This is a genomic window from Thermincola ferriacetica (assembly GCF_001263415.1).
In the GTDB taxonomy this organism is placed as follows: Bacteria; Bacillota; Thermincolia; order Thermincolales; family Thermincolaceae; genus Thermincola; species Thermincola ferriacetica.
The window spans coordinates 25,218-39,790 of the sequence record NZ_LGTE01000013.1 but is presented as its reverse complement, the minus strand read 5'-3'; the positions used below and the strand labels follow the sequence as shown (position 1 = coordinate 39,790).

12 protein-coding genes are annotated in these 14,573 nt (G+C 44.3%); 2 read left to right on the top strand and 10 right to left on the bottom strand.

Annotation, left to right across the window (positions count from 1 at the left end):
* Nucleotides 1-14: 14 nt before the first annotated feature.
* The 8 genes from Tfer_RS09440 to mnmH all read right to left on the bottom strand — a co-directional run bounded on the left by Tfer_RS09440 (nt 15) and on the right by mnmH (nt 10,692).
* Nucleotides 15-977, bottom strand: a complete 963-nt coding sequence (locus Tfer_RS09440; RefSeq protein WP_052218182.1) for a 6-bladed beta-propeller — start codon at nt 975-977, stop codon at nt 15-17.
* Nucleotides 946-4,302, bottom strand: a complete 3,357-nt coding sequence (locus Tfer_RS09435) for an Ig-like domain-containing protein (protein ID WP_052218181.1) — start codon at nt 4,300-4,302, stop codon at nt 946-948. Before Tfer_RS09435 ends, Tfer_RS09440 begins: the two co-directional genes overlap by 32 nt.
* A gap of 20 nt (nt 4,303-4,322) precedes the next feature.
* Nucleotides 4,323-5,264 carry an NHL repeat-containing protein gene (locus tag Tfer_RS09430; RefSeq protein WP_052218180.1) on the bottom strand — a complete coding sequence of 314 codons (942 nt, stop codon included), beginning with the start codon at nt 5,262-5,264 and terminating at the stop codon, nt 4,323-4,325.
* An 80-nt stretch (nt 5,265-5,344) separates the two neighbouring features.
* Entirely contained in the window at nt 5,345-6,673 is a 1,329-nt protein-coding gene (locus Tfer_RS09425) for a cytochrome c3 family protein (protein ID WP_052218179.1), read from the bottom strand.
* A gap of 20 nt (nt 6,674-6,693) precedes the next feature.
* Nucleotides 6,694-7,662, bottom strand: a complete 969-nt coding sequence (locus tag Tfer_RS09420) for an SMP-30/gluconolactonase/LRE family protein (protein ID WP_052218178.1) — start codon at nt 7,660-7,662, stop codon at nt 6,694-6,696.
* Nucleotides 7,663-7,689: 27 nt separating this feature from the next.
* Nucleotides 7,690-8,358, bottom strand: coding sequence for a tetratricopeptide repeat protein (locus Tfer_RS09415; protein ID WP_052218177.1), 669 nt, complete (start codon nt 8,356-8,358; stop codon nt 7,690-7,692).
* A 387-nt stretch (nt 8,359-8,745) separates the two neighbouring features.
* On the bottom strand, nt 8,746-9,639 hold the full coding sequence (locus Tfer_RS09410; protein ID WP_052218176.1) for a helix-turn-helix domain-containing protein: 894 nt from the start codon (nt 9,637-9,639) through the stop codon (nt 8,746-8,748).
* A 6-nt stretch (nt 9,640-9,645) separates the two neighbouring features.
* Complete coding sequence (gene mnmH / locus Tfer_RS09405; protein ID WP_052218175.1) at nt 9,646-10,692, bottom strand: tRNA 2-selenouridine(34) synthase MnmH; 1,047 nt, start codon at nt 10,690-10,692, stop codon at nt 9,646-9,648.
* 264 nt (nt 10,693-10,956) lie between these two features.
* On the opposite strand from mnmH, the gene Tfer_RS09400 reads away from it, so the two are divergent.
* On the top strand, nt 10,957-11,886 hold the full coding sequence (locus tag Tfer_RS09400) for an SIR2 family protein (protein WP_052218174.1): 930 nt from the start codon (nt 10,957-10,959) through the stop codon (nt 11,884-11,886).
* Nucleotides 11,887-12,044: 158 nt separating this feature from the next.
* Here Tfer_RS09400 and Tfer_RS17310 read toward each other — a convergent pair whose 3' ends face one another.
* Nucleotides 12,045-12,143 (bottom strand): DUF1858 domain-containing protein, encoded by a 99-nt coding sequence (locus tag Tfer_RS17310; protein WP_013120289.1) that lies wholly within the window; start codon nt 12,141-12,143, stop codon nt 12,045-12,047.
* A 160-nt stretch (nt 12,144-12,303) separates the two neighbouring features.
* Between Tfer_RS17310 and Tfer_RS09395 the strand changes: the two genes are divergently transcribed.
* Nucleotides 12,304-13,359 carry a YkvI family membrane protein gene (locus tag Tfer_RS09395; RefSeq protein WP_052218173.1) on the top strand — a complete coding sequence of 352 codons (1,056 nt, stop codon included), beginning with the start codon at nt 12,304-12,306 and terminating at the stop codon, nt 13,357-13,359.
* On the opposite strand, the gene Tfer_RS09390 is transcribed toward Tfer_RS09395, so the two are convergent.
* A complete protein-coding gene (locus Tfer_RS09390; RefSeq protein WP_052218172.1) occupies nt 13,287-14,552 on the bottom strand; it encodes a glycosyltransferase family 87 protein in 1,266 nt (421 codons plus the stop codon). The two genes, Tfer_RS09395 and Tfer_RS09390, sit on opposite strands and share 73 nt — an antisense overlap.
* Between the last annotated feature and the right edge of the window lie 21 nt (nt 14,553-14,573).

Sequence of the window (14,573 nt, the reverse complement as noted above, 5' to 3'; positions counted from 1 at the left end):
AGCTTCCTCCTTTACTATGAATTCAGCAAGTAAATATCAGAGTTTTCCCTATTGGTAATATAAAGAAACTTATCCGGCCCCAGGAAAAGACCATGAGGATAGGACAAGCCTATTTTCCCTGATTTATCCAAAATCTTCCCCTGCTCGCTCAAAATAACCACATTATCGGACAGGGTATCAGCTATGTAAATCGCTTTTTTTTCGGGGTCATAAGCTAAGCCCCTGGGCGCGACGAACAACTCTTTCGCAATCTTGTCCAGTTGCAGGTAATCAAGAAACTTACCTTCAAAATTAAAATACAGCAATCGTAAATTATTAGAATCCAAGGCTATAATGCGCCGGTTTTCTTCATCCACTGCCAGGCCGTTAACATAGCTCAGCTCTCCGGGAAAATAGCCGGGTCTGCCAAAAATCAGCTTTAAATTCCCTTCCTGGTCGAAAACAGCGATTTGCTGTCTCTTGGCATCACTGGCATAAAGGTTGCCCTGCGAATCAACGGTCAAGGCCAGCGTTCTGATATCGGGCAGGTTCAATCTGTCTTTTTGGTGCGGCAGAGAATCTTTCAACTCGCCGGATTTGTCGTATACCTGTATTTCACCGGTCCCGTAACTTCCCACATAAAGCCTGTTTTTATATAAAGCCACAGAAGTCGGGGTTTTCATTTTCCCGTCAGGGCCACCGATTATCTTTTTGAACCAGCTCCCCAACTTATATACAACAACCCGGTTGTTGCCGCTATCGGCGACAAATATCCTGCCCTCCTTGTCTACCGTTATCCCCATCGGCCGGTTCAGGCGATATTTGCCCGAGGTGCTTACCACCTTGGCCGTGGATAGCCGCGCTCCCCTGGCGATATGGCTGGAATAAGCCCAGTAAGCAATAGTAAAAAGAAATGACAGCAACATGACAGTCAGGATAAACAGGAAATTTCTTGTCATATATGCCTTATTTTTTATGGCAATCCTCACAGACTCCATTGTAATCCAGCCTCCTTAACCGGGTAGGTCCGTCTGCTACAGCCGTTGTTCCATGGGAGTAATGACAGGTAAGGCAGTTTATTTTTGCATTGGAGGTAGTAGGCGGATGTACGGCCACATCGGGTGTATAACTGCCATCATCAACGAAACTGGTGGGGGCATCCCCTACTTCGGCCAGGAAGCTAAACTTGCTGACATCAGCTTTTTTCACATCTAATGGCCCAACATACCGGTATATTCTGTATTTGTATGCATTGGTAATAGGCTCCCAGAAAATCTTGATTTTTTGCCCGGCTGCACCGTTTGTTACTTGTAATATGCTGCCGTAAACCGATTCCCCGACTGCATTCCTGGCTGTCACAATATAATTATAGGTAGCCGGTCCCAGGGACCCGCCGTCTAAAATTTCATAATTGGTCAAATTCGCTCCTGTAGGCGCGCCTTCGGTAGGCAACGTGGTATAAAGCCCCGGCGCCGGGTAACTGACCACAAAATCCCCTCCCGGCGACCCGCCTGTCATACCTACGCCTACCCTGTGGCGCCAGTTGATTACCTTGTCGGCTGTATTTTCTGAGTTGTAGACAAGGTAATCAAAGTGACAGGCGCCGCAAAAATCGTTAAAGCCATACACGTAAGTGGCCACTTCCCGACCGGAAGTTGTTTTGACGGCATAAGCCGGACCGTAAACAACACCGGTAACGGTAACCTGCCGGCCGTTCACGGTCGTCCGTAAGTTGCGGTAATTAGATGTACCGTGCGGTTCATGGCAGTTGTTGCAGTCAACGGTCATCGGGTCAGCCGAACCGCCGAATACGGAGTTGGCCAAATCGGTAAAGTGGGTAGATGTGCTGCCCATAGCCAGGTCATACCCGCCCGATAACAAAGGAGTTGGTACATCCCCGTTAAAATAGATGCCTGCTTTAACATCGTAACTGCTACCCGTACCATCGTGGCATAAAAGGCACAAATCAATAATCTTCGGCGCCCGGATAATATTTACGCCTGTCGCTGAATGGGCCGAATGACAATAACCGCACAATGTTGTATTTGTTGTAAAATTAGCATGCGGGTTAATTAAAGTGCCAAATGTCCATTCCTTATCAAAACCAAGATACAGACCGGCGGCATTTTTAACTCCGTCAGGCGCAGTTCCGTCAAGAATTGCCTTGAATGAACCGGCTGCCGGAAGTACGGAATCAAAAGTAAACCTAATCTGCCCGTTAATGGCATCATAAGAAACTGTGCCCGGAACGGGCAGGTTATTTTGATCGACAATCCTTAAAACTGCCGAATTGACTGAAGCCGGGTCCAGGGGATCATCAAAAGTTACTTTAACAATTATGTTCCGCGGCACCAAATCCTGGCCTTCCGCCGGATATACACTTGTTATCTGCGGCGGTGTGCTATCCGATGGGGTACCGCTAACTGCTGCCGATAAAACAGACTCCGCCCCATACCGGTCCACGGCAGCTACCTTATAATAATAGGTGTTTCCATCCTTTAAACCTATATGGGTGTATGTAGTATCAGTAATCGGAGTAGCATTAACTTTTCCGTAAGGCCCGGCCGGATCGCCGGCAACATAAAGGTTATATCCCGCTAAATCCGGAGTATTGCCGTTGAAAGGATCAAGCGGTTCGTCCGTAACAGCGCTCCAGGAAACTATCAGGGTCCGGCCAACGGCAGGATCTGTTACATTTAAACCCGCCGGAGTAGCCGGCGGTCTGTTCGGTATACCGACTACAGCCGTGGAACTGGCTTTATCAGATTCGTTGCTGCTGGTATCATAAGCAGTAACTTTATAATAATAACGGGTAAACTCCGTAAGCCCACTATCGGTAATATTTGTAGTCCCGGCAGGTACGCTCCCCACCAGGGTATTGAAACTTCCTGTAGGGGAAGTGTCTCTATAAATTTTATAGCCGGACAGGTCTGGTTCAGTATTGGGGCTCCAACTGATTTTTAGACCGGTTCCCGTTCCCAGATTGGTAGTATAGACTCCCTGGGGTACGGAAGGAGGAGTAATATCGTTGATAAGGGTGGCATTGGATTCAAAGGTACCTATTGTCTTGATCAAAGATCCTTCCTGGTTTGTAAATGTATTGGTAAGTACCTTTAACCGCAGACTCTTGGTCTGTTCGGCCCCAGCAGCAACATCATAGGTTATGATTATAGATTTCCCTGTTGAATCCACGGTAAAATTAAGGCCGCTGAAGGTAGCAGTACCACCGGAAAAATTGGCCGTTGCCAAAGGAGTGGACGGGGTATCAATAGTTCCATCATTATTGGCGTCAGCGTATATTTTCACGGTAGTTACATTGCTGTCTTTGGTCGCCGTTCCCGTCTGCTGCACGCTGAAACCTGTCAGGGTCGTGTTTTCCCCGCTAATATTGTTCTGTAAAAACAAGCGACCCATTTGTACCCCCGTTGTACCGGGGTTGACATTCGCAGGCGCCATCGATGTAAAAGACGCCTCCATAAACTCGCCGACCCAGTCCACGGAATTTTTGAGCAAACCTTCACGCCATGACTGGGTGGTGATTCCCTGGGTGCCGTTATACCAAAGAAAGCTCATGACAACAGACCTTGAAGCCCTGTTGGTTCCCTCCCAGGCGGACAGAACGGTATATGGCTGCGTTGTGGTTGTAGAATATTTGTAAAGGGGTGTACTGTTAGCATCTTCCGTAATAGGTCTGAAATCATTAGTTGTAAAATTAGAATAAGTTGGGTTGGTACCAGAAATGTTAATTCCCGTGCCTCCGGCACCGCCGCCTGAAACCACATAATGAGTACTGTTCAGTCTGTTAAAAGTATAGGTTGAATTGGTCTGAAGTGATCCAATGGCAGTAGCATGTAAAATACCGGCACGAAATGTTGCGGAGTTAGCACTGCCATTTATTTCCGAGGGCAGAGCATCACCCTCCACAATAACCCTGTGATTGTTGGCCGGGTCGTTCAACTGGTCATAAACCCACTGCAAATCTGTATCGTTCAAACTAGTTGTACCTAAATCGCCTGTGCTAAAGATAATGACATCATAGCCATTAGCCTCTGCATGAGAAGGTAAAGTAGTAGTTGCATTCACCCAGTTAACAGTATATCCCTGACTGGTAAGGTAGCTTCTCATACGGTCGCCGGAAGAATTAGCAGCGTAATCTACATCTACAATATATACTGTTGGCTTCGATGTTACAGCTACGGTGCTGCTGTTGAAATAGAAAAAGGCAGCAACGGCAGTGACGATAACTAAGGCCAATAATCCAATACGCTTGCCAAACTTGCGGTAGTTTAATTTTTTCCCGGTTGTCGTTACCGTTATTCTCATAAGTATCCCGCCTTGCCAGTCTATCTGACTCTCCCAATTACAGCAACACTGTTATCGCCGCGGTCGGCAACATATAATCTGCCATCGGCATAAAACGCCCCATCAGGTACTACAAAGTCCTTTCCTAAAATTTTTGATTCCCAGGCATCTTTTTTACGGCTTATTTCTAATACACGCCGTGCAAGGGCATCTACAACCGCTACCTTTTCATTATTTATGGCGGCTATGCCCCTTGGTAAGGCAAACCCGTTAAGGCCATCCGTTCCACCTGCGAACTGAGCCAGGAACTTGCCTTGCTTGTCAAAAAATTGTATGCGCCGGTTACCGGAATCCGAAACGCAAATATTCCCATTGGGCAAAACAGCAATCCCCATGGCAAACTTAAGTTGACCCGGACTGCTGCCCGGGCCGCCGAATTTGAAAAGCAGTTTTCCGGTCCGGTCGAAGACCTTGATAAAGTGATCTCCCCGGTCAAAGACCAGCACATTATCACTCTTATCTATAGCAATAGCCGTTGGGCTCTTGATATCTACTTTCCTTTGCGGGAAAAATGATTTGAAAGCGCCCTCCGGTGAAAATACCTGAATTCGGTTATTAACAACTTCTGATACAAATATTTCTCCTTCAGAATTTACAGCAATCCCTACGGGATAGCCCAGTTCCCCTTTTTTCTTTCCATAATGTCCGATATTTTTGACCAGACGCCACTCAGGTGTAAAAATCCTGATCCTGTGCCGGTTAGCATCGGCTATATAAATTTGGCCTTTATGAACTGCGATTCCCACCGGCCACGAAAAGGGGTCCTCCTGTGGGCCATAATAGATTATTTTATTCTCCTGGTTTACAGCCACCGACTGAAACTTCAGGTTATCCTGCTGCTCCCTGTAAAACAGGTAAGCAAAGCCCAAAAACGCAACAATCAATAATACCAGTATTATAAGCAACAAATGTTTGACCTTCATCTTTATCACCTGCCCTGCTGCAACCCGTTCTCTCCTCCATTTTCTTTTCAGCCCGGCAAAGAGTGAAAATTCCACAACGCCTATTTTTTGTGGCAGGATTCACAAACCGCATAATTATCCAATCGCAGCATTTTCTGATTGGTCACCCATTCCCTTGTGCTGCCCGGTCTGGGATAACCCACGTTGAACTGTTTGTATGTACCGTGTGCATAATGGCAGGTACTGCAAACTACTGCAGTTCGTTTATCTGCGCCAATGCTCTCGCTGGAGGCACTGGCTTGCAGGGGAAGTTTATCCCCCGGTTTAGGATAAAGGTTTTTTGGGGGGGAGGTACTGTAAACACTGTAAACTTTACTGCCAACCGTCACCGGGTGCCGGTAATACATGGAATAAGTTCCGCCCCGCTCTTTTGCATTGCCGTCATCATAATCCAGGTGGCAGGCAGTACAAAATTCCGTATTCCCCGACACCATATAAACCTCTTCTCCGACAGTCTGATCCTTCACTACAGCATATGCCGTATAACTGACAGTAGTAGCTATAAACTTATCGTTGGATGGGTAGATGACATCGCGCAGCAAGCGATAATTATCATTTGTACCGCCATGTGCTTTATGACATGATAGGCATGTAAAAGTCAGGATTTTTCCGGGCGCACTGCCGTACACGGTCGTGTCTACATTGGACCGGTCATCGACATTATGCTTGGATGTGCCATAATCGGTTCCGATGGGCCCGGCCAAAGAATCTTTCCAACCGTCTGCAGTTTTTACCTTTCCTGACTGCACATCATATTTGCTTTGTGTGGCTGCCGTGCCGTGACAGAAAAGGCAAAGTTCATAATAGGTGGCTTGTGTTAACAGATATGCCTTTAACCCGGCGTGAGTGACATGGCAGGCTGCGCACATGGCCGTTCCAGGTTGATAATTCCCGTGCGCATAATCATTTTGGTAACGGGGGCCGGCGCTTGCATCGAAATCAACGGGAAAAGCCCGGATGATGGAAGACTTGCCACCTTTAGTTAATTTAAAATAATAGTTCTTATACTTTTCCCCGTTACTAAGCGTGGCAGAGGCAGCGGCTGTCCCCTGTCCCCTTAATGTCAGTCCGGTCTGCCAGTTCAGGGCCGTCCCGCTGACAGTCACATCGTTCGCCCATGAAATTGAGGACCCACCGCCCGTATCATCCCAGTAGACGGTAATGGCTACAAAAGAACCATTGTTTTCATATCGCACATAGGCCTCCGGCGAATCTGCACCAGCATATGCACTGTGTATACTCAGGCCAATCATGCCAAAAATTCCAAAGAGCAATCCGGCAACCGATAGAACTGCCTTCAGCAAGTCTATTTTTATCCCTTTTACTGGAGTTTTGCTTAAATTTACGTTTTGCTCCGTGCTCCCAAGCATAATACCGACCCACTTTAGATTTAATTACCCCAAACAACAATCCTGTTGTTCCCCCAATCAGCAACATATACTCTGCCGTCTTCACCGACATCTATTCCGTTAGGGTACAACATACTGCCATCGTCATTACCGCTCCCCCCAAATGACAACCCTGGTTTGCCGTTAAAATCAAAGGTCCTCACCATACCTGCAATACTGTCTACCACATAAAGGTTTCCGTGCTCGTCCACATCTATCCCCCTGACTAAACCCAATCCGGAAAATTCAGGCGCATTGTTATCTTCTTTTTTGTTCTCGGTTAATGGAAATACCTTTATATTTCCGGTCCCGGCGCTGGCTACATATAATCGGTTATTCTTCTCATCAAGAGCTATTCCATGGGGGTATTGTACATTCCCAACTGTCCTGATCAGCTTTCCCGTCGCATCTAAAACAATAACTTTGTTGCCCGATAAATCACCTATATAAATATTACCCCTTGCATCAACACGCACTGGTCCAGGCTTATCCAGCCCCACAGCATTATCAGTCGGTACAATAAAACCCAAAAAGTCCCCTTGGGGCGAAAACTTCTGCACCCGGCGGTTTCCCGCCTCTGTTACCACAATGTTGCCGTCGGAAAGCCTGGCAACACCGTAAGGATACGAAAGCTTCCCCGGTATGCTACCAAAACCGCCAAATGAATACAGGTATTTTCCCTTATTATCAAACACATCTATGGAATGACCCTCAGTATTGGCAACATATATCTTTTGGGAGTTATGCTCAAAAAACGCACTCATAGGGCGAAGCAGTTTTCTGTCCTTTGAACCATAGATGTTATAGACAAAATTAAAATTGCCGGGTATTGGTCCTACAGAAATTGCAGGCAGGGTACTACGGCGATTATAAAAGAGATATGTAAAAAGCGCGGCAGTAATAATCACTATAACAGTCAATAAAGCCAGATAAGTTCTTAAGTTAATTGTAACTTTTTTTCGTTCAGACAAATTAATCACCTGAATCTGTACTGCATCTCAATTGGTTAAACGATCTATTGCTTCCTTTGCCTCAGGGTAATTTCCATTTAACTTTAGAGCTTTATGGTAGGCATCCAAAGCCTGTTGCACTTTACCCAGTTTCTCACGAGCCAAACCCAAATTATAGTAAGCAACCGGATAACTCCCATCAATACTTACAGATTTTTGCAAACGCCGTTCAGCCGCTTTATAGTTTTTTAGCTGTAAATAATTTATACCTAAAAAGTAGTTCACCCGAGCCGGTTCGAATCCGGAAAACTTATAACTCAGTTTTTCCAGCAACTTTGTCGATTCTGCATAAGCCCCCTTGTCAGACAACATAACACCAAGGTAAAACATGGCATTGGGGTCATCAGGTTGCTCTTTATAAATTTTTTGGGCCAGATTGATGCCTTTTCCCTCATTTCCACTCAAGTATAAGTTTAGAGCCAGTTCCAGCGCCGATATCCGATCATCGGGGTGAAACTGCAGTTTTAATCTTAGTTCTTCCACCCGTTCTTTATAATAGCTGTCCTGTGCTCCGGACAAATAACGTAAAAACCCGTAACCCACGAAAAATATCAGCAAAGTTATAAGTACCAGTGAGATAAGCGCTTTATGTCTATCTATTTCAGCATCAAGGTTAACTGTAATCTTGGCATCCAGTACCTCCCTTAGCCTGCTCATAAGTGTCACTCCATAAATTTTTAGCCCCAAAAAATAATATGCTAAGAACCGGGTTATCCCAAGCCTTAGCCTACTTAATAACAATAACAGATGCGTTGCCCCGGGGAGCATCAGGTGCTACCCAATGCATTCCTTACAAATACTGTTATATTTGCTTCTGTTTTCTACATTTTAATTAATTGCAGTATCTTTTATGTTGCCGGCAACTCACTCACGAATATAAAAATTTATAAGTATACATAATCACTCTTCGTTATGTTTATTGTACCATTGAAACCATTTTTTTACCATTACAAAAGGATTACAGATATTTTAACTTTTCGCAATTTTTTTGTTATTGTTTACCATATACAAAAAAGAATCCCTGGTAAGGGATCCCATAATATTTTACATACTTCTGGGGAATTTATCTTTGACAACTTGACCGATTGGCCCAAGGGTACCAAGGTTCTGACCATTATATATCACTTCCACAGCGCCGGCATTACCTAATACCAGACGAATTTCTTCTTTTCCGTCAAAGGATTTTATTTGCCCCGGCATCAATGTTCCTGTATAAGCCGTCTGTCCGTCAATAACAACCTTTACCCAGCAATTCTGGTCTTTTGTTTTAAGAACAACATTCACTCCGTCGGTAGCTTGTCCGTTATTGTTTTTGTTCGGCTGATTTTGACTTACCTGGGGGTAGTTCTTCTGTATCTGGTTGTTCGTTTTGTTGCCCGGATTGCCGGCCGGCGTATTGTTAGCGGCATGATTAGGTTGCGGTGTAGCGCTTTTTTCACCCGGTTTTTGGTGAGAAGCGTTTTTCCCCTGGTCATTGCCTAAATTAATGTTATTTTCCTGCAGGGCCGAATTATTTTCTCCTCCCACCCGCTGTTTACTCCACTGGCCGTTAAATACCACCAGAGTAACAATAGCGGCCATAGCTAAAAGAGCTGTGACAGTATAGGTCTTCCACTTCGGAGCTGTTCTCTTTTTTACATAGTTACCCGTTCTTTTATATTTTTTTCGTTGAGGTGGCTGCTCCGGTACCGCCTGGTCTGACAAAGCAAATTGGGAAGACTTGTATTGCAAAATAACCTCATCCGGATTTAAACCAAGGTAATTAGCATAAATTTTTAAAAATCCTTTCACGTATGCTTTTCCCGGTATCACGTCATATTCTTCGTTTTCCAAAGCAGCCAGATACCTGGCTCGAACTTTGGTTTCCTCTTCTGCCTCTTCAAGGCTGACACCTTTTCGTTCCCTGGCCTCTCTAAGCATCTCTCCGGTATTTGCCAAGTTCGATCACCTCCCGCCTAATTTTTGGACCGCCAGGAATTTTTTGATTTTTTTGGCCGCCTGTACAGGATCACTGCTGTCAATACTTAAATCAAAGTTATCATCAGGTTTTTCAGGATACCTGTATAACGGGTCATAATAATCCACCAGCAAAGTCGTTATAACCTCGTCAAATTGTTTGTTTTCAATCAGCCTGGTTAATTCAGCAACTTTGTTTTTGCCGAGCCTTTTTGTTAAAGACTGCAGCGAGCCAGTTAATGATTCAATATTTTGGTTCGGACCTTCGGTATAAATGCGCTTAATCCTCTCAACTCGGCATTCTAGAGGACAGTATAATAATATGTTTATTCCCTCATTCATAGCCTTAAACAATACTTCCGGCAAAATTATCCGGCCAATCCGCCTGCTTTCCCCTTCTACTACAATATATCCCAGAGGTTCAAACCTTTTTAGCTCATCAACAAGCATTCCTTCAAACATCTTTTGCGAAGGCTGGGGTTCCATACCAACGTTGCCAAAAACAGAACCCCGGTTATTGGCCAAACCTTCCAAATCGATAGCCGGCACACTCATTTGGCGTAGAATATTAATGACATCTGTCTTCCCAACACCCGTTAAACCATGGAGGACAGCTACCTTATGCTTCAGTTCCCGGGCCAGGTAGCTGTTCACATACCTCCTGTAAGCCTTAAAACCTCCCGTCAAACGCAAGGCCGGAATACCCATAATGTCCAGCACAGTAGCAATAGATTTACTCCTCATGCCACCTCGCCAGCAATATAGTACTAGGTTGCTGTCCCTGGCCATGTCCTGACATCGTTCAACAATATCAGTCAACTTGGGGCTGACAAGACGCAGAGCTTCTATCTTGGCCTTTTCAGGCGATTGTTGCTTATATATGGTACCGATTATTTCTCTTTCCCGGTCATTAAAAACAGGTATATTAATAGCGCCCGGAATGCATGCTTCGGCGTATTCCTGCGGAGACCTCACGTCAACAAACTGTACATTGGGCAGTTTTAATGCTTCTTCTATATTAATTTCTTTCTGCATTTTGGTCACCTTTCCAATATGAAAACATTCGACATAAACTGTAATTCTTCCTGCTTGGTCCTGACAACCTCATTTTAGGACAACTGCCTTTTATTGTTTGACTCACGCCAACCTCAGTATATCATTGACATATTTTGGGGTCAAGTTTCCCCAAAAACAGCCCCTTTTCAACCACATATGAACAAAATTTTCTATCAAAACCACTCTTTTAGTATAAAATTTGTTTAAATACTTTATCCTAATCTTTGCCGGAGGTATTGAGCAATGTTCGACCTTTATGTCGTAGGGGCAGGTTTTTCCGCAGCAAGTGGTGCTCCCAGAGAGACAGAAATACTGCCGAGAATATTTTCCCAGCCAAAAAACAAGCCATTGGCGAAAATTCTGACTGAGGTTCTCTATCCTGATACGGCTGATTGGCCTGCCAAAGTCTCCTTTCAAGAAGTAATAAGCCGGCTGGATCTTATCCGTTATTACCAGCCATATCCCAATATAGATTACAATTTGATTGACCAATGTGAAAACCGCCTTTTGCAAGAGATGGTAGGGATACTGCACCCCGATAATACAGGTTTAAACCAGGATTTATATCGTCTTTTTGTGCATGATTTGGCCGGCAATGCCGATTTTTTATCTTTTAATTATGACCTGGTCCTGGAACAAGTTTTGGCGGACCTTGGGGAAACAATTGACCTACACCTTGATTTAACTGATCATCCAGTTTCAGTCCGTAGAGAAGCCAAATCATCGCGGACCTTGTTAAAATTGCATGGCAGTATAAATCTCAAATTTTGCCCACAATGTAAAACTATTTTTCGTTTCATGCACATTTATGCAAAAGACCAATACTGCCTTGATTGCGGAAGCCTGTTAAATAATTTTTTGGTGGCCCCGACCCTTTTTAAAGCCTACGAATTACCTGCCATCAGGGATATTTGGTATGCGGCCTTAATAAGGCTTATCAGTAGTGAACAAATTTGTTTCATCGGGTATTCTCTGCCCGACAATGACCTATTAACATATCAAATGCTTGATACAGCATTTCGTATGAACGGAAAAAAACAAAGGGTTTACCTGGTCAACGGACCGCATTTTAACCCTGTAAAATTCATAAACATATATGGGAAAAACTTAATCAACACAAAATTCTATTTTGAGGAATGGGTAGAAAAACATAAACAGGGTCTAAACCATTAACCAGGCAATCAAATCGCAGCCGATCAATGTTTTAGACCCCTTTGGTTAGCTAAATATTGTTATTCTTTTATTGCATCATTCAGATCTTTAATCAGACTGTCTATATCGATGCCATGAGCGGCCGCACCTGCGGCAACATTTTCAAACTTGGCGACGCCTCAACCGAAACATCCCATGCCATAGGATTGAAATACCGGAATAGTCTTTGGGTATTTCATCACTATTTCCATGATACTCATATCTTTAGTGATAGTCATCTTTGTTCAGCCCTCCTTTGTTCCCTGATTTAATACTGAATCTAACAACTATTATACAACATCAAGCCCACAATTTCCTCATCATTTTTGTAATTCTTAAACAACTTAATTTGATTATAGAATAAATAATTTCAAAGGCTATTACATAAGGAGGAACTCCATGAACTTTGTTCCGAAGGACTCTTGGAAAGTGGCTGTTACTTATATTGGCACAGTTGTGGGCGCCGGTTTTGCATCGGGCCAGGAAGTGCTGAAGTTTTTCAGCAGCCACGGTTTACCCGGTATCGCCGGCGTTTGCCTAAGCGCCTTGCTTTTTTCTGTCAGCGGTATTCTGGTCCTCGGCAGTGGAAGGGCCCTACGGGCGGTATCCTACAAAGAGATCTTTGAATACATATGCGGCCGGCCGCTGGGATTTATTTTAGAAAAATTAATTACCCTTTTTCTTTTCGCCACTTTAAGTGTATTGCTGGCCGGTTCCGGAGCTGTTTTGGCTCAGCAGTTGAATGTGCCCTACCTGCTGGGAACTTTATTGACGGTAGTCCTGACCATTATCACCGTTCTCTCCGGAATAAAGGGCATAATCCGGGCCAACAGCATTATTGTGCCGCTGCTCACTGTCGGCTGCCTCATAGTCGGCTTTTCCACCATCAGCATAAGTTCACTTATTTGTCTTAATGTCAACCAAATAGCCGTACCCGCTTCCTCGACCCCTCACTGGCTTTTGTCAGCTTTCACCTATGTTGCCTATAACCTCACCCTCTCCACTGGAGTACTGGCCCCTCTCGGGCATGAGATTGGCAAAAAGAATGCTCTCCTGGCCGGAGGGCTAATTGGTGGCTTGCTTTTAGGCGCCCTGGCTTCCCTTATCAACCTGGCTATATTATCCAATCTGGCGGGCTCCTTGGCCAAGCTGCCAGAAGTACCTATGCTGCAACTGGCAGCGTCTGTGGGGAGACCATTCCAGTTATTTTATGCAATCATCCTGTGGGCAGAGATTTTTACCACCATCATCGGCAATGTTTATGGCGTAACAACCCGCATTGTCGAGGGATTTAATCTCTCTTACAAAAGAACTTTAACAGTAATAATGCTGTTGGCTGTATGTTTTAGCCAGGTGGGCTTTTCCCGGTTAGTAGGTTTTCTTTATCCATTGTTTGGGTATGTGTCACTGATTTTCCTGGTCGCTTTGTTTACCAGGCCCTTTAAAAGAAATTGACGATTCTGCCAAGAAGGGCTCTTTTCTGTTATCAGTCTGATGTATAAAAACCAGTATAGACAAGCTACAAAGAATACGTAGTATTCCGACAGGAGACCGGAATATAGCGGTGTTACGGAAAAAGAGGGAACCAAGGTTATGATGAAAAGGAAAGTGACCTTTATAGATTGCCCGATATTTTTCAGCACATAATAAGCCGGCAGAATCAGCATAATATAGGAGTAATTTTTAAATCGGGGGGCAATCAAGGCAAAAACAAAACAGGCCAGGAAAATATAAACCAGACCTTTCTGTTCATTCCCAATCTGTTCGTCTTTCAGCAACAGGACAATTGACCGCCAGCTAATGTACAATACTGTTGACACAAAAAAGAAATACAATAGCCAGCTAACCTGGCCAGGTATTGAGATATTTAATTTCTGTTCCCATACCCTAACAATGTCTTTGAGCAAAGGCAAAACAGCAGGGTTAACCAGGCCTCTCTCATAAGCCAAGTTATTAAGTTTCTGCATGTTGTCGAGAAATCCCTGGAAAAGCCATGGTTGTACAGCGTACGACGAAGCCATGACCAAAGCAAAACCTGCCAGGGACCCGACCAAGTAAAGATATTTCCTCCTGTCAGGCACAAACAGGAGTAGGACCAGAAAAAACAGAGGTGTGATTTTAAAAAGAGAAACCACCACAATAAATAAACAGAACAACATTAACCATCCCTGTAAATAACAGAAAAAGGCCACCCATAGTAAAAGCTGCTCAAAAACGGCAATGTTCCCGGCCAGTAAATCAGCAAGAAAGGAGCAGTTAAAAGCCACCAGTCCAAATAAATAAAAAAGAAAGTTCGTGTCCCTGCCAAGAAAAGCATTTACCCATATCCTGTTCAGGGCAACCCAGGCAGCTATTTTCAGCACCAGGTAAAAGATGAAGGCCTGTCTGAAGTCTATTAAAGCTATCAGGCTAAACACCGGCAGTGTTATGGGAGAATAAACATAATCAAAGACATCTGCACCTTTTGATACCATTGACAACACGTCTTTATTATAAGGATTGAAACCTTCTGACCAGGCTTTTCCCGCATAGTAGTAAGTATTAAAATCCCACTGAACAGCCTCCTGCTTAGAACCGAAAAATAATATAACACAGCCCAGCAAAACGCAAAACACAAACAATAGGATTTTAGCTCTCATTTCCTTCATGTTTCCACTTCTCTCGTCATG

Bases quoted from the DNA above. Each gene is read 5' to 3' on its own strand.
- Tfer_RS09440 (WP_052218182.1), bottom strand. From the start codon at position 977: ATGGAGTCTGTGAGGATTGCCATAAAAAATAAGGCATATATGACAAGA.
- Tfer_RS09435 (WP_052218181.1), bottom strand. From the start codon at position 4,302: ATGAGAATAACGGTAACGACAACCGGGAAAAAATTAAACTACCGCAAG.
- Tfer_RS09430 (WP_052218180.1), bottom strand. From the start codon at position 5,264: ATGAAGGTCAAACATTTGTTGCTTATAATACTGGTATTATTGATTGTT.
- Tfer_RS09425 (WP_052218179.1), bottom strand. From the start codon at position 6,673: ATGCTTGGGAGCACGGAGCAAAACGTAAATTTAAGCAAAACTCCAGTA.
- Tfer_RS09415 (WP_052218177.1), bottom strand. From the start codon at position 8,358: ATGAGCAGGCTAAGGGAGGTACTGGATGCCAAGATTACAGTTAACCTT.
- mnmH (WP_052218175.1), bottom strand. From the start codon at position 10,692: ATGCAGAAAGAAATTAATATAGAAGAAGCATTAAAACTGCCCAATGTA.
- Tfer_RS09400 (WP_052218174.1), top strand. From the start codon at position 10,957: ATGTTCGACCTTTATGTCGTAGGGGCAGGTTTTTCCGCAGCAAGTGGT.
- Tfer_RS17310 (WP_013120289.1), bottom strand. From the start codon at position 12,143: ATGACTATCACTAAAGATATGAGTATCATGGAAATAGTGATGAAATAC.
- Tfer_RS09395 (WP_052218173.1), top strand. From the start codon at position 12,304: ATGAACTTTGTTCCGAAGGACTCTTGGAAAGTGGCTGTTACTTATATT.
- Tfer_RS09390 (WP_052218172.1), bottom strand. From the start codon at position 14,552: ATGAAGGAAATGAGAGCTAAAATCCTATTGTTTGTGTTTTGCGTTTTG.